The sequence below is a fragment of the Enterococcus sp. 5B3_DIV0040 genome (assembly GCF_002140755.1).
In the GTDB taxonomy this organism is placed as follows: domain Bacteria; phylum Bacillota; class Bacilli; order Lactobacillales; family Enterococcaceae; genus Enterococcus_D; species Enterococcus_D casseliflavus.
In genome coordinates, this window is the sequence record NZ_NGLC01000002.1 from 327,526 (window position 1) to 347,861 (window position 20,336).

Consider the following 20,336-nt stretch of genomic DNA (forward strand, 5'->3'; position numbering starts at 1 on the left):
CTGGTAAATTAGAAGATGTCCCAGCCATTTATGATACGCTCCTTTTGTAGCAAATGAAGCAAAAACAAAAGGAGTGATCTCGATGCGCACAAAGGAAAGACAAGTATCGCACCGTTCAGATAGATTTGAAGAGTTGTTCAGAAAATATCGACCGATCGTTGAGATTTTGCATAAAAAATATTATCTGCGGGATTATGACTTAGACGATTGGCTGCAAGAAGGCAGGATCGTTTTTAATAAGTGTCTTAAGACTTACGATAAGGACAAAGGAACGACCATCGGTATCTTGTTTAAGCGTTCCTTTGAGAACCGTATCTGCAGCCTGTTGCGGGCGCAGCATGCCCAAAAACGCAAAGCCCAAGTCGATGCCTGCTCGCTGGAAGAAAAGCTTTTACAAGAAGGCAATCGGTTTTTGACCGATCATAATCGCTGTGCGGAAACTGCAGAGACCTACTTGTTCGTTAATGAATCGTTGGCAGAGTATCCGAAAAGTTTATCGTCTTTAGAACGAATGGTTATAATGAATTATTTAAAAGGATTAGAACTTGATCAGATTGCCGCTCAAGAAAAGCTGCCTTATGAAAAAATAAAAAGCGCTTTCAGTCGCGGTCGGACAAAGTTGATAGCGCTTATCAAGGGTGTTTAACAAAAATCTTATTGAAAGTAGAATTATTTTATGGTAAACTTGAAATTTTCTGCTTTTCGTGGTATGATGATGCTCGAGGTGAATGCGATGCCAACAACTTTAGCTACGATCAAGAAAGATTTAGAAGGCCGTATCGGTAGTGAGATTATGCTAGTTGCTCAGACTGGACGTAAGCGTCAAACTGAACGTCGCGGCGTTTTGACAGAAACTTATCCTTCAGTTTTTGTTGTAGATTTGGATCCAAATGAGAATTCATTCGAGCGGGTTTCTTATAGTTATTCAGATATTTTAACTAGAACTGTTGAGATTGAATTTTTATCAGAAGCTGTTTGAAACAAGAAGAGTTGACACTTTGTTGACTCTTTTTTGGTTCAATAAGATAAGGAGTGATGGGATGGCGTTTTTTCTAAAAGAGTTAGGGGAAATGACTGGGGTGGAGTTTTATCAGCTTGCCCGTTTGCGTACAGCGGTTTTTGTGGTGGAACAAGCGTGTGCGTATCAAGAGATCGATGCGATCGATGCACAAGCCAAACATTTATGGGCCCTTGATGAGGAAGGGCAGATCGTTTCGTACGCCCGTATTTTCCAGCAGGAACAAACGGTGCATTTTGGTCGGGTCATTGTGGCACCAGCATACCGGGGGCAAAAAGAAGGCCATCGTCTGATCAAAGAAGTTTTGCATCGCATTGAGCAGTGTTATCCAGCTTTGCCTATTGAGATCGAAGCACAAGCCCACTTAGAAAAATTCTACGGCCAGTATGGCTTTAAAACCATTACACCGCCTTTTTATGAAGACGGGATCCTGCATGTCGGGATGAAAAAAGAAGCAAGCACAGCGACTCTCTAAAGAGGTTCGCGTGCTTGCTTCTTTTAGCGCTATGATTGATGGATCGGATGAATCCGAATCGCTTCTTTCGACCTTATTGACTAAGAGCCGTTTTTTTATCGGATCGTATCATCCAATGATGTTGGACGTGGATCAACAGTGTTGGCAGGAGGCGTTTGCGCTTTTAGAAGGTCACGAATCTCTTCTAAATAATCCTCTGCAGTGACTTCTGGTACTTCTTCTTCCTCAGGTTGTTGTTTCAGATTGCGTAGTTTGTTGACTGCTTTGACAATCAAGAACAAGACAAATGCGGTAATCAAGAACGTAATAATGGCAGTAATTACGCGGCCGAAATCAAAGACCACATTTTTGGCTGGTTCAAAGACCAAGCCAGAAAAGGCATCTGCGTTACCAAAGAGTGATAAGATCCATGAAACCAATGGTGTCAGCAATCCTTCAACTAAACTAGTGACGATTGCGGTGAAGGCACTCCCGATCACGACCCCGATCGCCAAGTCAATGACGTTTCCTCGTAAAATAAATTCTTTAAATTCTTTAATCATCCTGTATCCTCCCTTCTAAATCTTACTGACAGTATAGCGAAAAACGCGGGATTTATAAAAAAAAACGCTCGCTGCAACAGGTTTGATCAGTGAGCCGAGGAGAAAGTTTGTCAGCTATGCTATAATTGAAGAGATAATTTTGCTTCTAGAAGGGGTGTCACATGTCTATTGAATTAAAAAAAGGTGTTCGGTTAACGGTGCTACCGACCAAAAAGTATAAAACGATCCGTTTTTTCGTTCGGTTTACTGCACCATTGCAGGCTGAAATGACCGCCAAACGGACCTTATTGACCAGTTTATTAGAAACGACTAGTTTGGCTTATCCGACACAGACCGCATTTAGCAGTCAGCTGGCAGAGCTTTACGGTGCCAGCTTTGGTATGAATGTTAACAAACGGGGCAATCTGCATCAAATCAATGCAGCGATGTCCTTTGTCAACGGGAAGTACGTGTCAGATGAAGCAGTATTGCCGCAAGCAGCCGCTTTTTTAGCAGAAGTTTTGTTCCATCCGAATGCCCACGAGGAACAGTTTGAAGAAAAGAACTTCACCATCGAAAAGCACAACTTGATCGCCTATATGAACAGCGTGGCAGAAGATAAGCAAGCATTGGCTTCTTTAGGGCTGCAAGAGTTGTATTTCGAAAACGATCAGAATCAGAAGTATCCGAGCTTTGGCCGTCCCCAAGACTTAGAAGCTGTGACCGCAAAAGAGCTTTACCAAACCTATCGCTCAATGATGGACAATGATCAAATCGATCTTTTCGTGATCGGCGATGTGGTTGAAGCAGAAGTTGCGGCGCTCTTCCAAAACATGGCCTTTACCGATCGGCCAGACCAAGCAATGCCGGTCTTTTATCAGCAAGCGGCGGAAAATATCATTCGCGAGAAAATCTTGCGGGAACCAATCATCCAAGCCAAATTGAACTTAGGCTATCATACTGGCGTGTATTATGACCAAGCCGAGCGGATCGCCTTTATGGTCTTCAACGGGTTGTTTGGCGGATTCCCTCATTCAAAACTGTTTATGAATGTCCGAGAGAAAGAAAGTTTGGCGTATTATGCTTCTAGCAGTATCGATACGTTTCGTGGGTATTTGTCGGTCCAAACGGGGATCGATGGCAAAAACCGCGATAAGGTCTTCAAATTGATCGAACAGCAGCTGCAAAGCTTGCAGCGTGGCGAAGTCACCGCGGAAGAACTGGCACAAACAAAAGCGATGTTGAAAAACCAGTACTTGCTTTCATTGGATAACCCACAAGCACTGATCGAAACAGCCTATCTGAATCAGTGGGTACCGAATACGAAAATGACGGAAGATGAATTTATGCAGAAATTGGCACAAGTGACCGTGGCTGATGTCCAAGCATTGGCTCAAAACGTGTCCTTGCAAGCTGTATTCTTCCTGGATAAGGAGACGACCCATGAATAAAAAAGTCTATCAGCAAATCAATGAGACCCTTTATGAAGAAGTATTGCCAAACGGCTTGAAAGTTTATTTGCTGCCAAAAGCCGATTTCCATAAAACTTACGGACTTTTCAGTACGAACTATGGCTCTGTCGACAATCATTTCGGGTTTTCACCCGAAGCATTGCATCAAGTCCCTGATGGCATTGCCCATTTTCTAGAGCACAAACTGTTTGAAAAAGAAGACGGCGATGTCTTTCAAACCTTTGGTCAGCAGGGGGCTTCTGCCAATGCCTTTACCAGTTTCACGAAAACCAGCTACCTTTTTTCGGCAACCGATCAAATCAAGTTGAACCTTGAAACGTTGATCGATTTCGTTCAAGCCCCGTATTTCACAGAAGAAACCGTCGAAAAAGAAAAAGGGATCATTGGTCAAGAAATCCAAATGTATGATGACGATCCAAACTGGCAGCAGTTTTTCGGTATCATCAAAAATCTGTATCCGAAGCACCCCTTGCATATCGATATCGCTGGTACGGTGGAAAGCATTGCGCAGATCACCGCTGAAGACTTGTATCTTTGCTACAATACCTTCTATCACCCAAGCAACATGACGCTTTTTGTGGTAGGCAATATCGATCCTGAAGAAACGATGGCGTGGATTCGGACCAATCAAGCGGCCAAGACCTTTCCAGAAACGCAGGCGATCATTCGCCAGTTTCCTGAAGAAACCTTTGCCGATATTCAAGCAGAATCAAGTCTTACCATGCCAGTAACACGTGCCAAAGGCGTATTAGGGATCAAAGGGGACTTGAACAAACTGCCGAAATCAGGAAGAGAGCTCTTGCGCTTCAAAAATGCGTTGAATCTTTTCTGCCAATTGGTGTTGGGCAATACTTCCGCCAATTATTTGCGTTTGTATGATCAAGGCATCATCGACGACACATTTGGGTTTGAAGTGAACTTGGATCGCGGCTTTTACTTTGCCGACTTCTCGGGGGATTCTGAAGAGCCAGAAAAAATGTTGGCAGAAATTGAAGCGATCGTAATGAATTTCCAGCAAGATCCAGAGATCAATGAAGAAAACTTGACGTTATTGAAGAAGAAAATGCTAGGAAAATATTTCCAATCACTGAACTCACTGGAGTTTATCGCAAACCAGTTTACCCAAAGTTTATTCGGTGAAACGACGCTCTTTGATCTGCCAGAGGTGATCCAATCGATCACTTTGGAAGATGTCCAGCAAGCGGCTCGTTCCTTTATCGATCCCAAAGCGTTTAGTCGTTTTTACATGTATCCAACGGAAAAAGCCTAAGCGAAGGCTGGTTTTGTCAAACAGCTGTCATCTAAGCGACACTGACTGATTCAAGGAGGAACGCCCAACAGAACAAGGGCTGGCCAACTCCTGAGTCATTCAGTGTTTTCTTTTTGCGTCAAAGGGTGGTTTTTTCTTGCAATTTGATGCCAATTTGGCGAAAAGTATTAAAATTTGTTTGCGAGTTGTGGTTAGGCTATCCTCAGACTTTTTCTTTTATGGTATTCTTTAATTATTGAAGCAAAATCTTTTTTTGTTTTTTTACAAAAAAACACGGAAAAAATGTTATATTTAGTAGACGGCGCGCTCAGATGGCAATCGGCGTGACGGAGTTTTTTTTATTGACGTATACAGGGAACCCCTGTTTTAAAATGATAGAGCAGCTTTGCTGACCTTACGACAAGCAGCGAAGCGATTTTAGGGCTTTTTTTAAAGATGAATAAAAGACTGGAGTAGATGATCGAGTGGCCAACGAAACAACGATTGGAGCAAAATTACGGCAAGCCCGTTTAGATAAAAACATTTCATTGATTGAATTACAACAAATGACAAAGATCCAAAAACGCTATTTAGAAGCAATTGAAGCAGAGCGTTTTGATCAATTGCCAGGCACTTTTTATGTCCGTGCGTTTATTCGCCAATATGCAGCAGCGGTTGGAGAAGACGGCGACAAATTGGTAGCCGTTTTTGATGGCAAAGATACGTTAGACGCCCCCTTACCAAAAAGACCGCAGCCTGAAACCGTCAGCGGCTCACGAAAAGCACAGCACGTAGAAGAAAAAAGCGGCTCATTTGTCGTCCGCTATTTGCCGATGATTCTATTAGGCCTGGTGGCCATTACGATCGTGAGTATCGTGGGCTACATGGCTTGGCAGGACCGGAATACAACGCCGATGATCCAAGGAAGCTCTTCTCTTGTGGTAGAAAATTCAGCGTCTACCGCTTCCACCACGTCAAGTACGGAAGAAACCAGTACTTCGAGTGAAGCGACTGAGTCCTCAAGTACGACGGAATCCAGCGAAGCGAAAATGACGATGACTGCCAGTGATTCGACGCAATCGTCGATCACGATCACGATGAAAGATGCGGAAAATCCTATTGAATTAGCATTTACTGGGCTAGATGCTTCTTGTTGGGTCGGTGTACAAGTCGACAACGCTTATGTGTACCAATACACTGTTCAAGCGGGAGAAACGCAATCGATGACGCTGCCAGAAGGCGCCACGAATGCGACTTTGACCCTGGGCGCAAGCCAAAATATCTCCATCACTGCCAATGGTCAGGAAGTGGACTTTTCTGATCCGCAATTTGAATTGTTACAAAAGACAGTCCGCCTCGTGATTGAATACCAAGACGATGCGGCATAAATCTGACAAATGCGCCTTATTGAGGTATCATTAGCTAAAAAGTTATCTGTTGCATCCGACCATTGAAAAGCAGAAGTAGTGGCATGATTTGCCGTTATTTCGTACAATAGTCGGCAGAGAGGAGTCTATTTCGTGAATTTACCCAATCAATTAACTGTATTACGGATCATTATGATCCCCATCTTTATTTTGGTCTTGGTTTTGCCAATCGATCTTGGCACGCTGACCGTTGGTACGACACAATTAGAAAACACGCACCTTATTGCAGCGATCCTTTTTGCGGCAGCCAGCATTACAGACTGGCTAGATGGCAAGATCGCTCGTTCCAGAGGCCTTGTTACCAACTTCGGGAAGTTTGCTGACCCGTTAGCAGATAAAATGCTCGTCATGACGGCCTTTATCATGCTGGTTGAATTAGACAAAGCCCCAGGCTGGGTAGTTTCGATCATCGTTTGTCGCGAGTTGGCAGTGACAGGTTTACGCTTGTTGTTAGTGGAACAAAGCGGGGAAGTCATGGCTGCTGCGTGGCCAGGGAAAATCAAAACCGCGACACAAATGGTTGCGATCATTTTCTTGTTCTTGAACAACATTCCCTTTTCAATGATCGGTTTACCTATCGATCAAATCATGTTGTATCTATGTTTGATCTTCACGATCTATTCCGGGGTCGATTATTTCATAAAAAATACGAATGTTTTTAAAAATTCTATGTAAAATTTCTAGATCTAGATAAAGAAGCGATAAAAACAAGGATACAAGTCACGAAAGTTCAGAAGTTTTCTGGACTTTTTTTGTCAATATGAAAGACTTTTACGTATCTGATAAATGAAGGAGTAAACGAATGAAAGCAGAAATTATTGCAGTCGGGACCGAATTACTTTTAGGACAGGTGGTGAATACGAACGCGACCTTCTTGTCAGAAGAACTGGCAAGTCTTGGGATCGATGTTTTTTATCATAGTGTTGTCGGGGACAACCCCAATCGCTTAGAAGAATTGCTGACGATCGCCGACAAACGCAGCGACTTGATCGTATTGTGCGGCGGCTTAGGGCCCACCGACGATGACTTGACGAAACAAGTCACTGCCCGTCATGTGGGACAAGAGTTAGTCAGAGATGAACCAGGTTATCACCAATTGAAAGCCTTCTTTGAAAACAGTCAACGGAGGATGACGGAAAACAATTTGCGGCAGACCCTCGTTTTTAAGGACGGTGTGTCTTTGCCAAATCCCAATGGACTAGCGATCGGGATCTTTTATCAGACAGCCACTACCAGTTATTTGCTGCTGCCAGGACCACCAAGTGAACTACAGGCGATGTTTCTTACCCACGCAAAACCACTTCTATTAGAGCAGTTTCCCCAAGAAGAAGTCTTGCTGTCTCGCGTTCTGCGCTATTACGGGATTGGGGAATCGGCATTGGTCACAGAATTGGCCGATTTGATCGAGAATCAAGTCAATCCCACCATCGCTCCTTATGCCAAACCCAATGAGGTCACGCTGCGTCTGACGGTCAAAACCGCAGACGAGGCGCAAGGGATCAAACAATTGGATGCGTTAGAAGAAACCGTCCAAGCACGGGTCGGTGCGTATTTCTATGGGTATGGGGAACAAAATTCGCTGGCAGAAACAGTCGTCGAGCGACTGATCGAGAAAAAGAAAACCGTCACCGCAGCGGAAAGTTTGACCGCTGGTTTGTTCCAAGCGACACTAGGAGGGATTCCTGGCGTCTCTGAGGTGTTTCCCGGTGGGTTCGTGACATATTCTGCTGCAACAAAAAGCAAGCTCTTAGGCATCGATCCAGAGCTTTTGGAAAGCTATGGGACTGTTAGTCAGGAATGTGCAGAAGCAATGGCCGTCTATGCCCGCAAACAAGCCGAGACTGATTATGCGGTGGCGTTTACGGGTGTTGCTGGTCCAGACGAGTTAGAAGGTCAGCCTAAAGGCACCGTTTGGATCGCCTTAGCTTCTGACAAAGGCGTCTCGAGCCAGCTGTATCACTTCAACCGCGACCGCGCCTATATTCGGCATAGTGCCGTCATGGCGGGCTTAAATCAAATACGTAAGGAATTATTAAATTAATGCGAATGTTTGTTCGTTTTTTCTTGCAATTTCCCGTCAGAAGGACTATTATTATCTTATGAACGACACACGAAAGTGATGAATATAAGGAGGATTATCCGTTTGGCAGATGATCGTAAAGCAGCCTTAGATGCTGCACTAAAGAAGATTGAAAAGAACTATGGTAAAGGTGCCATCATGAAGCTTGGCGAAAAAGTTGATCAACAAATTTCAACGATCCCAAGTGGTTCATTGGCCTTGGATGTTGCATTAGGTGTAGGTGGTTACCCACGAGGACGGATCGTAGAAGTTTACGGCCCAGAAAGTTCTGGTAAAACGACAGTTGCTTTACATGCCATTGCGGAAGTCCAAAAAAATGGCGGAACAGCAGCATTTATCGATGCCGAACATGCGTTAGATCCTCAATATGCGCAAAAATTAGGTGTAAATATCGATGATCTTTTGTTATCACAACCAGATACAGGAGAACAAGGATTAGAGATCGCTGACGCCTTAGTTTCAAGTGGTGCGGTTGATATCGTGGTCATTGACTCGGTAGCAGCTTTAGTCCCACGGGCGGAGATCGACGGTGAAATGGGTGATACCCACGTTGGTTTGCAAGCACGTTTGATGTCACAAGCATTACGGAAACTTTCTGGTTCCATCAACAAAACGAAAACGATCGCGATCTTTATCAACCAAATTCGGGAAAAAGTTGGGATCATGTTCGGGAATCCAGAAACGACGCCTGGTGGCCGTGCGTTGAAATTCTATTCAACCATCCGTTTGGAAGTACGTCGTGCTGAGCAATTGAAATCCGGTACAGATATCATCGGGAACCGCACGAAGATCAAAGTAGTCAAAAACAAAGTAGCGCCACCATTTAAAGTAGCAGAAGTCGACATGATGTATGGTCAAGGGATTTCCCAAGAAGGTGAATTGCTGGATATGGCCGTGGAACAAGACATCGTCGATAAAAGCGGTGCGTGGTATGCCTATAAAGGGGATCGTATCGGTCAAGGTCGTGAAAACGCCAAAAACTACATGCGTGAACACCAAGAAATGATGCTAGAAGTTTCTGCTCGCGTCCGCGATGCTTACGGGATTGGAACAGGAGAGACCGTAACCCTTGAGGAAGCGCAAGAAGAATTACCATTAGACGACTAAGTCTTGAAAAAGCCAAACAACCTCGTTGTTTGGCTTTTTTGTGGTTTTTGCCAGATTCGTCCATTGTTGAAAAAACATCCGTAAAAAGGAAGGGTTGCGAAAGTTTACTTTATTATTTAAAGTTGACACTCTTGGGTTCAAACATTAGAATAAACGTATGTGGATTTCCACATAAGAAGTAGCGAATTGATAATTTTGTTATCCTTTGTTAATCAAAATTACAAAATATTTAAAAAGATAGTATGGAGGTGGATTCATTGGAACTACTTTACATTCTCCTCGCTATCATCGGTTTAATTGTCGGTCTTGGATTAGGAGTTTATGTGACGAAATCTCGTCATGAGAAAGAAATCAACGGCGCCCAAAATTCTGCAGCTGGAATTATCGAAAGCGCTAAGAAAGAAGCAGAAACTCTTAAAAAAGAAGCATTGTTAGAAGCTAAGGAAGAAAATCAGAAGTATCGGTCAGAGATTGAAAGTGAGTTGAAAGAAAGCAAACTTGATTTAAAATCACAAGAAAATCGTTTACTCCAAAGAGAACAAGTTCTTGATCGTAAGGACGATTCTTTGGAAAAACGAGAACGCTCACTTGAAGATAAAGAAGGCAGACTTAGTGAGAAACAACAATTAATTGACGAGCGAGAAAAAGAAGTAGAAAACTTAATCGATGGACAACAGAAAGAATTAGAGCGCATCGCTGCGCTGTCTAGAGATGAAGCAAAAGAGTTGATCATGAAATCAACGGAAGAGGAATTGAACCATGAATTAACGATCATGGTCAAAGAATCTGAACAGCGTGCGAAGGAAGAAGCAGATCGAAAAGCAAAAAATCTCTTGTCCTTAGCAATCCAACGTTGTGCCGCAGACCAAGTGTCTGAAACCACGGTATCGGTCGTATCATTACCAAACGATGAGATGAAAGGTCGAATCATCGGAAGAGAAGGTCGGAACATTCGCACCCTTGAAACATTGACAGGGATCGATTTGATCATTGATGACACGCCAGAAGCAGTCGTCTTATCAGGATTTGATCCGATTCGCCGTGAAATTGCTCGTATGACCCTTGAAAAACTGATTCAAGACGGCCGGATCCATCCAGCTCGAATTGAAGAAATGGTCGAAAAATCTCGGAAAGAAATGGATGAGCATATTCGTGAATATGGGGAACAAGCAGCCTTTGAAGTCGGCGCCCACACCCTTCATCCAGACTTGATCAAGATTTTAGGTCGTTTGCGTTTCCGTACCAGCTACGGACAAAACGTCTTGAACCACTCGATCGAAGTCGCAAAACTAACCGGTGTTCTTGCCGCAGAATTAGGCGAAGATATCCAGTTAGCCAAACGTGCCGGACTCTTGCATGATATCGGGAAAGCCCTTGACCATGAAATTGAAGGCTCTCACGTTGAGATCGGGGCTGAGTTAGCTGCCAAATACAAAGAAAATGGTGTGGTGATCAATGCGATTGCTTCTCACCATGGAGATGTTGAAGCAACATCGGTTATCTCTGTTTTAGTTGCAGCCGCAGATGCCTTGTCAGCAGCCCGTCCAGGTGCCCGCAGCGAATCATTGGAAAATTATATTCGCCGCTTGCAAAACCTAGAAAATATCGCCAACGGCTTCAAAGGGGTCGATTCCAGTTTTGCAGTCCAAGCCGGACGTGAAGTCCGTGTAATGGTCAAACCAGAAGAGATTTCTGATTTGGATGCTGTACGATTGGTTCGCGACATCCGCAAGAAGATCGAAGACGATTTGGATTACCCAGGTCATATCAAAGTAACCGTTATTCGCGAGACCCGCGCAACGGATTACGCCAAATAGCAAGCAAAAGCAGTATCCTCTCAGAGGGTACTGCTTTTTTGTGTAGCTGATTGTCAATAAGGACGGCTGAGTTGTGCAAAATCGACTCTATTTCATCAGCCCCATAAATGATCGTGCCTTTTTTATTCGTCGGCAACAGAACAACGAACAAGCAAAAGGATGGCTCGATAGCGACAGAGGCGAAAAATGGGAGGATCGATCCAGTATTATCGATTGGGGGGCTATTGAAAAACAAAACAGACCCAGACTTCTCGGGGAAGTCCAGGTCTGATTCATGTGTTTCACGTCTATACGTCCATCAAATCTTGCGTCGGCGGGCAAAGTCCACAAAGCGGAATTTATCCAGTCGGTGGATCGATTCGGTGTATTCAAAACAGCGCGTGTCTTCTAGATACACGAGGCTGCGAACCGTAACGACATGCTGATCTTCAGGACGCAGATCCATTAGATCCCGCAATTCTTTGTTGACGGGGTCAACAGTGATTTCTTTTTGTGCATAAGCGATCTCAAGGCCAAGGTCATTTTCAAAGTAATCAAAAATCGATACTTTCGCTCGGTTTTCTGGCAACTCTTCGATGATAGAAGCATCAAGGTAATCTTTATCCAAAATCACCACTTCTCCATCGATTCTCCGCTGACGGATCAGTTTCCATGCCTCAGAGGCGACAGGCCAACCAGTAGTCTCGTGCAGCTTTGGCGAAACGGCGATCTTACGGATCTCGACAACCTTAGTTTCACTAGGAATGCGTTGGGTATCTTGCAGCTCTCGAAAACTCGTCAAGCCAGAAATCGGGAAATCAAAGCGATTCAAGTCTAAAACGATTGAACCTTTCCCTTGTTTCTTTTGGATATAACCAGCATCCCGCAATAAATTCAATGCCTTACGGACAGTCTCGCGGGAGACACCATAAGTTTTGATCAATTGGTTTTCGCTAGGCAGCAAAGAATGCGGAGGGTATTCGTTTGCTAGAATTTTTTGTTCTAAATCTAAAAATATTTCTTTGAACTTGTTCATCGGATTGCCCCCTCTTTGGCTATTATAGCGAGGCCAATTTGGAAATGCAATCGACTATTTCGCCAAAAGTTCGTCAATGTTTAGGTCCGTTAATTTTTCAACGATCACATCTGCACCGTGTAATTCTTCTCCTGAATAAACGCCTACCGCATACATACCAGCAGCTTTGATACCGTCGATCCCTGCTTGAGCATCTTCAAAGCCAACTGCTTCTGCCGGTTCAATGCCTAGTGCCAGCGCTGCTTGGATAAAGATTTCTGGATCTGGTTTGCCTTTTTTCAAGGTTGCTGGGTCAACGATCGTATCAAAGTCTTGCATGACCCCAAGTTTGTCCAAAATAAACGGTGCATTTTTGGATGCCGAAGCGATCGCACAAGGAATGTTTTTTGCTTTGGCTTCATCAAGGAATGTCTTTACCCCTGGCAATAGATCATCAGGAGTCAAGCTTTGTAATAATTGTACATAGTGGGTATTTTTCTTCGTCGCTAACGCTTCTTTTTCGACTTCTGTGTAGGCATCATTTTTGTTGCCTAGGGTTAAGATTCGCTCTAAAGAGTCCATGCGGCTGATGCCTTTTAACTGCTCGTTGAACTTCAAATCGATCTCGATCCCGATCTCCGCAGCTAATTCTTTCCATGCAATGTAGTGGTATTTGGCCGTATCCGTGATAACGCCGTCTAAATCAAAAACAAATCCTTTTTTCATGTGTAACACTCCTTTTAGTAAGTAATCGTTGCTTCTTTCTTTGCTTCTAGAGAAACTTGTTGCCCATTCACTAAGATCATGACTGGCTGATCAGCGGTAATCGTCAATGTTTCATGTGTAACATTCATCGCAAAGCGGGTGCCGCGAACTTCTAGCTGAAAGGCTAAGCTGTCCCAAGCTTTCGGCAAGTTTGGCGTGATCTGCAGCTGCTCTTCTCGAATATCGATCCCAGCAAAAGTGGTTAATGGAATAAACAACGTAGCAGCCATGACACCGGCGTGAATGCCTTCTGCTGTAGTCCCGCCTTGGATATCACGGTAATCAGAAGAGAGGGCTTCTTGGTATAATGACCAAGCCAACTCCTGATCATCTACCATTGCCGCCAACTGGGCATGAACGATGCGTGACAACGTCGAGCCGTGGGAGGTACGAGCCAAGTAATAATGGAGATTTTTTTCAATATAGTCTGTTGGCAGCTGGTAAGAAAGATCTGCCAAAATCTGATTGACTTGCTCTTTTGAGAAATTGTAGAAAATCATCAAACTATCCGCTTGTTTCGCGACTTTGTAGCTGTCAGCACTCTTGCCTTCAGCGTTTAAGATGCGGTCCATCCGATAGATGTTGCCATATTTCTCTTTGTAGTGAGCCCAATCCAGATCTTCCAGCTGGAAGTACCCTTCAAATTGTGCAATGATGCCTTCTGGATCAATCTCTAAGCCCAGCTTGGTACGAATATCTGCCATAGCAGCAATATCTGCAGGGGTTAAAGCCGTTTTCTCTAATACCGCTTGGAAGCTCTCTGCTGAAAGTTGTTGTTGAAGGTTCTCGATCTCTTCAAACAACCATACTACCATCATATTGGTATAGGCGTTGTTTTTCAAGCCGCCTTGTTCACTATTTGGGTAGCTTTCATGAAATTCATCTGGTCCCATGACTTTATCGATAAAGTAACGTTGAGCAGCATCATCCCAGGTGGCAGCACTTTGCCAGAAATGAGCGACTTCTAACATCAATTCTAACCCATATTGTTCCATGAAGACTCGATCTTGCGTGTTGTGCCAGTATTGCCAAATGTTATAAGCGATCGCTAAGGAGACATGGCGTTGCAAGCGACTGTGATCTTCTTTCCATTCGCCGCTGATAGGGTTCAAATGCAGTTCTTGGGATTGCTCACTGCCATCCAATCCTGATTGCCATGGGAACATGGCGCCTTGGTAGCCAGCTTTTTGGGCATCTTTTTTGGCAGCAGCTAAGCGGCGGTAGCGATACAGCAGAATTTCTTTGGCGGTGTCAGGAAAATGTAGAATGTAAAACGGTAAGATAAACAGTTCATCCCAGAAAATATGACCGCGATAGGCTTCACCATGTAGGCCACGGGCAGTGATACTGGCATCTAAGGACTCCTGATAAGCATTCGGTGCTGCGGAGACCAGCAGATGATACGTATGCAGATTCAGCATTTTTTGCGACATCAAGTCACCAGTGACTTCGATGGCCGCTTTCGCCCATAATTCAGCCCAGGCTTGTTTTGAGGCGGTATACATCGTCGCAAAATCAGGTAATGCTAAGGAAGAAAACGTAAATGCCGGTTGCGGCTCTTCTTGGCGATAAGCGGCAACAGTGACTGATTTTTCGACCCGATAAGTTTGTCCTTCCGTCACCTCAAGGGTTACTTGCTGACGGATGAGCTGGTCATTTGTTTCAGCTTGCAGCTCAGCCAATGGTAGGTCCTGTGAAAACAGTTCAGAGGATTGGACAACGGTAATCTGTGATTGGTTAGTGGTGACCACTAAATGCGCTTTGTTTTGTTCAGCTGCTGCCTCTTTCACGGTCAAATGCTGGTTAGTTAAACTACGGTAACGAGCGACGTTATAGTTATAGACCGATCCGTCGGCTTCACTGACGAAGGTAAGGGCGCCAGAAAAGTTCAGCGGGGTAAACTGATAGACCAAACTGTATTGGTGAACATCTTGCATATTGGCGATCTTCTTCGTTTCGATTCGCAGACGCTTTTGTTTTTTGGTTTCAATTTCTGCCACTGATTGGAACAAGCCGGTCTTCAAATCCAATGTCCGTTTAAAGGAAAGGAGCTGATTGTTGGCGATATCGATCACTTCATCATCGATCTTTACGTACATTTTTTGCAGATTCGGTGCATTGACGAAGTCTTCATTGCTGATGGTATGACCAGAAACATCCGATTCCACCGTATTGTAAAGACTTGCTAAATACAGTCCTGGATAGTTCGCTTCACAAATGGTCATCTCAGGCGTTGTGCCTCGCAGCCCTAAATAGCCGTTACCGACGGTTAAAAGTGACTCCACCGAGTATTCATCTTTACCAGGGGTGTAGCCATAGTATTCGAGGCGCCAAGGAATTTCAGCAGTTTTTTCTTCATACTGTTCTTTCGTAGTGCAAACAAAGGGACGATTCAATTTTTCTGTCAACCATTGGTCTAGTGAAAAAGTCCCTTCTTCATTTGTAAACACCAGCGATTCAGAGACGACCCCGCCACCTTCCATTTGCTGCAGCTGCGCGGTCAGTGCGGCAACGCGCTCACTGTCAGTCCCAGAAAACGGATAGGTCGTACCCGTTTGATCCGTTAACAGCCATTGTTCCTTAGACAATATAATCGTATTCACAGTAGTTGTCCTCCTTTAAACTTGTCTATACATGCAAAATGATTATAACGTAAATTGTAAGCTATTTCAATTTATCTAGCCTGTTTTTTTATTCTTTTTTGTCAAATAAACAGTAAATAAAGTTGTTGGCAATATTATTTTATATTAATGAAACATTTTAAAAAACGTTTATTTATCAAGGTTTTTATATGGTACCTTTGCTATTTGCTTGTATTGTTTATAGAAAAAGTGAAAAAAGTTGGTTTGAAACGCTTGCAATATCAAAATTATCAAGTTATGATTAGTGCGTAATCAAAACATATATATACAAGTGGAGATGAAAGGGGTTTATTAATTATGGGAAAGTATCGTGATGATGCTGAGAAGCTGCTGGAATATGTTGGCGGCAAAGAAAATATCGCCGCAGTAACACATTGCGCGACACGGATGCGTTTTGTTTTGAACGATCAGTCAAAAGCAAACGAAAAGGCAATTGAAGAAATTCCAAGTGTCAAAGGAATGTTTACCAATGCGGGACAATTCCAAGTCATTATCGGCAATGATGTCTCAACGTTTTACAATGATTTTACCGATGTATCAGGAATAGAAGGTGTTTCTAAAGAACAAAGTAAAGCGATTGCAAAAAACAATCAAAATATCGTGCAACGAGCGATCGCTACGTTAGCTGAGATCTTTACCCCGTTATTACCAGCGATTATTGTCGGTGGTTTGATGCTAGGGCTGAGAAATTTCTTAGAAGGTGTACCGCTAGAAGCTCTAGGTGGACAAACCATTACACAAGCTTCTACTTTTTGGAACGGTGTCAACGGCTTTTTATGGCTGCCCTGTGAAGCCATCTTTCACTTTCTACCAGTAGGGATTACTTGGAGTATTACACGTAAGATGGGAACCACGCAAATATTAGGGATTGTTTTAGGGATTACATTGGTTTCACCGCAATTATTAAATGCTTATTCAGTAAGTTCAACTTCTGCTGCAGAAATTGCTCAAAATTATACGTGGGACTTCGGGTTCTTCACTATTGATAAAATTGGGTATCAAGCACAAGTGATCCCAGCAATGCTGGCAGGTTTCTTATTGGTTTATCTTGAAAGATTCTTCCGGAAATGGATTCCAGAAGCGGTTTCAATGATCTTCGTTCCATTGTTCTCATTGCTGCCAACTATTTTAGCAGCCCACATGGTGTTAGGTCCAATCGGTTGGCAAATCGGATCAGGCATTTCTTGGGTCGTAAATGCTGGCTTGACCTCACCATTAAACTGGTTATTTGGTTTCATTTTCGGTGGCTTGTATGCGCCTTTGGTTATTACCGGATTGCATCATACAACGCTAGCGATCGACTCTCAATTAGTAGCGGATTTTGGGACAACCAACCTTTGGCCAATGATCATGCTGTCAAATATTGCGCAAGGTACGGCAGTATTGGCGATTTGGTTCCTTCACCGTGGCAATAAAAAAGAAGAACAAGTCTCTGTTCCAGCAACGATTTCTGCTTACATGGGGGTTACTGAACCAGCGATGTTCGGGATCAATTTGAAATATGTTTACCCATTTGTCGCAGCAATGGTAGGTTCTGCCTTTGGTGGTATGCTGATCACTGCAACGAATACCCGTGCATTAGGTATTGGTGTAGGGGGACTACCTGGCTTCTTATCATTTAAAATTGAAAACTATCCAATGGTCTTCATCTCAATGGCGGTGACGATTGCGATCACGTTTGTTTGCACCATCATCTTTAGAAAAGTTACCTTCTTAAATAAATTAGAACCGCAATTGGCTGCTGATACAGCTGCAGCAGCGGCTGTTGCACCAACGACGGCTGCACCGACAACTGCAGCCCCAGAAGCGGCACAAGTTTCAGAGGAAACCCTTTATGCTCCAGCTGATGGGAAAGTAGTTGCCATCACTGAAGTTTCTGATCCTGTCTTTTCTCAAAAAATGATGGGTGACGGCTTTGCTGTTCAGCCAACGAATGGAACGATTTATGCTCCTGTTGCAGGTACGATCTCTAGCATTTTTGAAACAAAGCATGCAATTGGGATTTTAACGCCTGGTGGCGCGGAAGTTCTTGTTCATATGGGCTTAGATACTGTGGAATTAAAAGGTGCGCCATTTGAGGTCCTTGTTTCTGAAGGTGACACGGTCACACCAGAAACGAAGATTGCAGTGATGGATCTAGATGCAGTGACCGCAGCTGGCAAACAGACAGATGTTTTAACAGTCATCACGAATGCCGAAAAAGTGCGTCAGCTTTCATTGACGACCACAGGCACAGTGACAGCCAAAACAGCGGTTGGTTCCGCTGAATTAAACTAAAAAAATAATCCGTTTCCGAGAGCACCCTTTGACTAAGAAGGGGGATCGGAAGCGGATTTTTTTATGGCCGCCCTCAAGGGAGAGCGGCTTTTTCTTGGTTTTCAATGGGTAAAGCCGCAGTTAGCTGACGGCTTTTTTGTCGGTGCTTTTGCGGAAGTAGTTGATCGTTAATAGGAAAGTCAGTAAGACTAAGGCCCACAAAAAGAATAAGGCGATTTGAGAGCCGATGACCGTCCCTTGGGTGTAATCGGTCGCCGCATTTTGTGCCAAATTTATAATGGTCGCCACCACAGCCGTCGCCACTGCACCAGAAAATTGCTGCAGCGTATTAAAGATCGCATTACCGTCCGCGTACAACGCAGGAGTCAGCTTGTTTAAGCCGGTGGTCATCATATTGCTGTAGGCTAAGCCGATCCCGATCATGTAAAAGACATGTCCAGCAACTAGGCTCCAAATGAAAGGCGAACGCAAAACGAGGGCTAAGGCAAGCCAACCGATGGCAATCAACGTCAAACCAGACAGGATCGGTTTTTTCGGTCCAACTTTATCCAGCAACCGACCAGAGATTGGCGCAAGGATCGCCCCGATCGCCGCCCCAGGAAGCATAACTAATCCTGCAGTAAAGGCATCTTTTCCCAAGACGAGTTGGACAAAGTTCGGCAAGACAAAGGAAATGCCCAGTAAAAGGAACTGACAAACAAGAAAGCCAAACAGAAACAAACTGAAGCTACGGTTTTTCAAAACAGCCAAACGAATCAAAGGGTTCGGGCCTTTTGAGCGTTGATAAAACAAGCCAGCACCAATGAAACCGAAAAGCAGCGGCAGTAGACTCGCTAAGGTGCCTACTTGATTCAAGAACAATAAGAAGCCGCTGAACATCAAGACGATTCCTAATACACTCAGTAAATCCAGGGAAGTGTCTTTTGCCCCAGCCGTTTTAGGGATCGAGTAAAGGCCGAGTACTAGGGAGATCAGCAAGACTGGGATCAAGAAAAGAAAGATCGCATTCCAAGACCAATGGGCGGTCAATAAGCCCCCATATGTCGGTCCGATCGCTGGAGCGATGGAAGTGGTCAAATTCCCTAAGCCGATTGCCGCTCCCCGTTTTTCAAAGGGGGAGTAAGTCAAAATGATGTGGAACATCAAAGGCAGTGCGATCCCTGTGCTGGCACCTTGGAAAAAGCGGCCAATCAGCAAAATGGCAAACGTCGGCGATAAAAAGTCGATCACCAAGCCAACAAGGAAAAAGGCGTTGGCAGCTAGAAACAAGGTTCTCAATGAGAAGCGTTTCAAAAGGTAGGTCGATATTGGGACAATGATGGAGATGACCAGTAAGTAGATGGTCGTCACCCATTGAACATCGGATGTTGAAAGCGTAAATTGATCGATCAATGTCGGAAACGTTACATTCATGGCTGTTTCAATCAGCACACCTGCAAATGACATCAATCCGGTTGCGAGGATCGCCCCCACGAGTTTTTTGTTGTTTTCCATATTCTCACCTCTAAAAATTCGCAAAAAAAGAGACCGTTTCTATTCTCATAGAAACCGCCTCTCTCTCGACAAGCGAACCCGCTTGTTATCTGTACGATTTATTCTATCGCTATTCTACTGACTTCATAAGAAAGTGTCAAGAGAAGTGGATAAAAAAATAGCAAAAAACTTTTTTGAAAGTTTTCAAACTTTTACTTACACGAAAAATTTTCTTCTGCTAGAATAGTCGAGTACGAAAAAGAGAAAGGAAGTTGTTACATGCCCATCAATAAAAAAGAAAGTTTGATCTATACGACACTTATGTGTATTTTCATGGTGTATTTTATGAGTGTTTATAACCTCATGTTTCAAGTCGGTGTTTCGGCATTGGCATTCCAATTGGCGTGGAATGAATTGCCATTAGCCCTTTGTGTCGCCTTTATTTTGGATTGGTTCATTGTTTCTGGTCCGGCAAAAGGTTTGGCGTTTCGATTTTTGGACCATCAATCAGCTACTTGGAAAAAAATCGGGTTGATTTCTTCATTGATGATCGCCGGCATGGTGATCTGTATGTCACTCTTTGGTGCGTTGATGCACCCAAACCCTGATCACTCGGTGTTCGTCAATTGGCTAAGCAACATTGGGAAAAATGTGATCGTCGCATTGCCGTTGCAATTGTTCATTGCAGGTCCAATCGTTCGCCGAGTGTTTCGCGCCTTGTTTCCTATTGGCACTGTGCAAGAACAGCCAGTACTAGGGGAATAATCGATCATTAGAAAAAACGTACTGCAGACAGGTTCTGCCAAGGTTAGCTAAAACAGCTAGCTTGGCGATACCTGGACTTGCAGCACGTTTTTTGCTTTTATAGACAGCAAAAAAACCCATAGGATGGTATGGGTTTTTTTGGTTACCCTATGAAATAGGATACAGGATGTACCTATATAGTAATATGGTTCACTCAAAAAGAGAAGTTCAATTTTTTCACCGATACATGAAATTAATGCAAATTACTAGTTTTT

The 20,336-nt window shown here is 43.8% G+C and carries 17 protein-coding genes; 12 read left to right on the plus strand and 5 right to left on the minus strand.

Going from position 1 to position 20,336, the window contains the following annotated elements; translation table 11 throughout:
- Positions 1–82: 82 nt before the first annotated feature.
- From A5883_RS13855 to A5883_RS13865, 3 genes are all read left to right on the plus strand, one after another.
- The gene (locus A5883_RS13855) at positions 83–646 is read left to right on the plus strand and encodes a sigma-70 family RNA polymerase sigma factor (RefSeq protein WP_015508689.1); all 564 of its coding nucleotides are present in this window, start codon (positions 83–85) and stop codon (positions 644–646) included.
- Between the two features lie 87 nt (positions 647–733).
- Positions 734–979 carry a Veg family protein gene (locus A5883_RS13860; protein ID WP_005226417.1) on the plus strand — a complete coding sequence of 82 codons (246 nt, stop codon included), beginning with the start codon at positions 734–736 and terminating at the stop codon, positions 977–979.
- 61 nt (positions 980–1,040) lie between these two features.
- The gene (locus A5883_RS13865; protein ID WP_010748489.1) at positions 1,041–1,493 is read left to right on the plus strand and encodes a GNAT family N-acetyltransferase; all 453 of its coding nucleotides are present in this window, start codon (positions 1,041–1,043) and stop codon (positions 1,491–1,493) included.
- Between the two features lie 95 nt (positions 1,494–1,588).
- On the opposite strand, the gene mscL is transcribed toward A5883_RS13865, so the two are convergent.
- Positions 1,589–2,035, minus strand: coding sequence for a large conductance mechanosensitive channel protein MscL (gene mscL / locus A5883_RS13870; RefSeq protein ID WP_005226421.1), 447 nt, complete (start codon positions 2,033–2,035; stop codon positions 1,589–1,591).
- 161 nt (positions 2,036–2,196) lie between these two features.
- Here mscL and yfmF point away from each other — a divergent pair, with 161 nt between their 5' ends.
- From yfmF to rny, 7 genes are all read left to right on the plus strand, one after another.
- On the plus strand, positions 2,197–3,465 hold the full coding sequence (gene yfmF, locus A5883_RS13875) for an EF-P 5-aminopentanol modification-associated protein YfmF (RefSeq protein WP_060791695.1): 1,269 nt from the start codon (positions 2,197–2,199) through the stop codon (positions 3,463–3,465).
- Positions 3,458–4,756, plus strand: a complete 1,299-nt coding sequence (yfmH, locus tag A5883_RS13880; protein WP_074934338.1) for an EF-P 5-aminopentanol modification-associated protein YfmH — start codon at positions 3,458–3,460, stop codon at positions 4,754–4,756. Before yfmF ends, yfmH begins: the two co-directional genes overlap by 8 nt.
- Positions 4,757–5,220: 464 nt before the next feature.
- Positions 5,221–6,123, plus strand: a complete 903-nt coding sequence (locus A5883_RS13885; RefSeq protein ID WP_016608952.1) for a helix-turn-helix domain-containing protein — start codon at positions 5,221–5,223, stop codon at positions 6,121–6,123.
- Positions 6,124–6,255: 132 nt separating this feature from the next.
- Positions 6,256–6,837 carry a CDP-diacylglycerol--glycerol-3-phosphate 3-phosphatidyltransferase gene (pgsA, locus tag A5883_RS13890; RefSeq protein WP_034859101.1) on the plus strand — a complete coding sequence of 194 codons (582 nt, stop codon included), beginning with the start codon at positions 6,256–6,258 and terminating at the stop codon, positions 6,835–6,837.
- Positions 6,838–6,964: 127 nt separating this feature from the next.
- A complete protein-coding gene (locus A5883_RS13895) occupies positions 6,965–8,203 on the plus strand; it encodes a competence/damage-inducible protein A (protein ID WP_086338859.1) in 1,239 nt (412 codons plus the stop codon).
- A gap of 102 nt (positions 8,204–8,305) precedes the next feature.
- Entirely contained in the window at positions 8,306–9,349 is a 1,044-nt protein-coding gene (gene recA, locus A5883_RS13900) for a recombinase RecA (RefSeq protein WP_005226448.1), read from the plus strand.
- A 242-nt stretch (positions 9,350–9,591) separates the two neighbouring features.
- Positions 9,592–11,166 (plus strand): ribonuclease Y, encoded by a 1,575-nt coding sequence (rny, locus tag A5883_RS13905; protein ID WP_005232891.1) that lies wholly within the window; start codon positions 9,592–9,594, stop codon positions 11,164–11,166.
- Positions 11,167–11,464: 298 nt separating this feature from the next.
- Here rny and treR read toward each other — a convergent pair whose 3' ends face one another.
- Genes treR through A5883_RS13920 form a run of 3 tightly spaced genes read right to left on the minus strand, consistent with a single transcriptional unit; the run spans position 11,465 to position 15,528 of the window.
- Entirely contained in the window at positions 11,465–12,181 is a 717-nt protein-coding gene (gene treR / locus A5883_RS13910) for a trehalose operon repressor (RefSeq protein WP_005226457.1), read from the minus strand.
- Positions 12,182–12,235: 54 nt separating this feature from the next.
- On the minus strand, positions 12,236–12,886 hold the full coding sequence (gene pgmB, locus A5883_RS13915) for a beta-phosphoglucomutase (RefSeq protein ID WP_005232889.1): 651 nt from the start codon (positions 12,884–12,886) through the stop codon (positions 12,236–12,238).
- A 14-nt stretch (positions 12,887–12,900) separates the two neighbouring features.
- Positions 12,901–15,528: a glycoside hydrolase family 65 protein gene (locus A5883_RS13920; protein WP_086338860.1), complete on the minus strand. Its 2,628-nt coding sequence runs from the start codon at positions 15,526–15,528 to the stop codon at positions 12,901–12,903.
- A 336-nt stretch (positions 15,529–15,864) separates the two neighbouring features.
- On the opposite strand from A5883_RS13920, the gene treP reads away from it, so the two are divergent.
- The gene (gene treP / locus A5883_RS13925; protein WP_016608959.1) at positions 15,865–17,844 is read left to right on the plus strand and encodes a PTS system trehalose-specific EIIBC component; all 1,980 of its coding nucleotides are present in this window, start codon (positions 15,865–15,867) and stop codon (positions 17,842–17,844) included.
- Between the two features lie 120 nt (positions 17,845–17,964).
- Here the strand turns inward: treP and A5883_RS13930 are convergent, their stop codons facing one another.
- Positions 17,965–19,338 (minus strand): MFS transporter, encoded by a 1,374-nt coding sequence (locus A5883_RS13930; RefSeq protein ID WP_010748497.1) that lies wholly within the window; start codon positions 19,336–19,338, stop codon positions 17,965–17,967.
- Between the two features lie 258 nt (positions 19,339–19,596).
- Between A5883_RS13930 and A5883_RS13935 the strand changes: the two genes are divergently transcribed.
- Positions 19,597–20,082 (plus strand): hypothetical protein, encoded by a 486-nt coding sequence (locus tag A5883_RS13935; protein ID WP_005226468.1) that lies wholly within the window; start codon positions 19,597–19,599, stop codon positions 20,080–20,082.
- The last annotated feature ends 254 nt before the right edge of the window (positions 20,083–20,336 follow it).

What these genes read in the sequence shown, in the direction of transcription:
- A5883_RS13855 (WP_015508689.1), top strand. Translation starts at nt 83, where the DNA reads ATGCGCACAAAGGAAAGACAAGTATCGCACCGTTCAGATAGATTTGAA.
- A5883_RS13860 (WP_005226417.1), top strand. Translation starts at nt 734, where the DNA reads ATGCCAACAACTTTAGCTACGATCAAGAAAGATTTAGAAGGCCGTATC.
- A5883_RS13865 (WP_010748489.1), top strand. Translation starts at nt 1,041, where the DNA reads ATGGCGTTTTTTCTAAAAGAGTTAGGGGAAATGACTGGGGTGGAGTTT.
- mscL (WP_005226421.1), bottom strand. Translation starts at nt 2,035, where the DNA reads ATGATTAAAGAATTTAAAGAATTTATTTTACGAGGAAACGTCATTGAC.
- yfmF (WP_060791695.1), top strand. Translation starts at nt 2,197, where the DNA reads ATGTCTATTGAATTAAAAAAAGGTGTTCGGTTAACGGTGCTACCGACC.
- yfmH (WP_074934338.1), top strand. Translation starts at nt 3,458, where the DNA reads ATGAATAAAAAAGTCTATCAGCAAATCAATGAGACCCTTTATGAAGAA.
- A5883_RS13895 (WP_086338859.1), top strand. Translation starts at nt 6,965, where the DNA reads ATGAAAGCAGAAATTATTGCAGTCGGGACCGAATTACTTTTAGGACAG.
- rny (WP_005232891.1), top strand. Translation starts at nt 9,592, where the DNA reads ATGGAGGTGGATTCATTGGAACTACTTTACATTCTCCTCGCTATCATC.
- treR (WP_005226457.1), bottom strand. Translation starts at nt 12,181, where the DNA reads ATGAACAAGTTCAAAGAAATATTTTTAGATTTAGAACAAAAAATTCTA.
- pgmB (WP_005232889.1), bottom strand. Translation starts at nt 12,886, where the DNA reads ATGAAAAAAGGATTTGTTTTTGATTTAGACGGCGTTATCACGGATACG.
- treP (WP_016608959.1), top strand. Translation starts at nt 15,865, where the DNA reads ATGGGAAAGTATCGTGATGATGCTGAGAAGCTGCTGGAATATGTTGGC.
- A5883_RS13930 (WP_010748497.1), bottom strand. Translation starts at nt 19,338, where the DNA reads ATGGAAAACAACAAAAAACTCGTGGGGGCGATCCTCGCAACCGGATTG.
- A5883_RS13935 (WP_005226468.1), top strand. Translation starts at nt 19,597, where the DNA reads ATGCCCATCAATAAAAAAGAAAGTTTGATCTATACGACACTTATGTGT.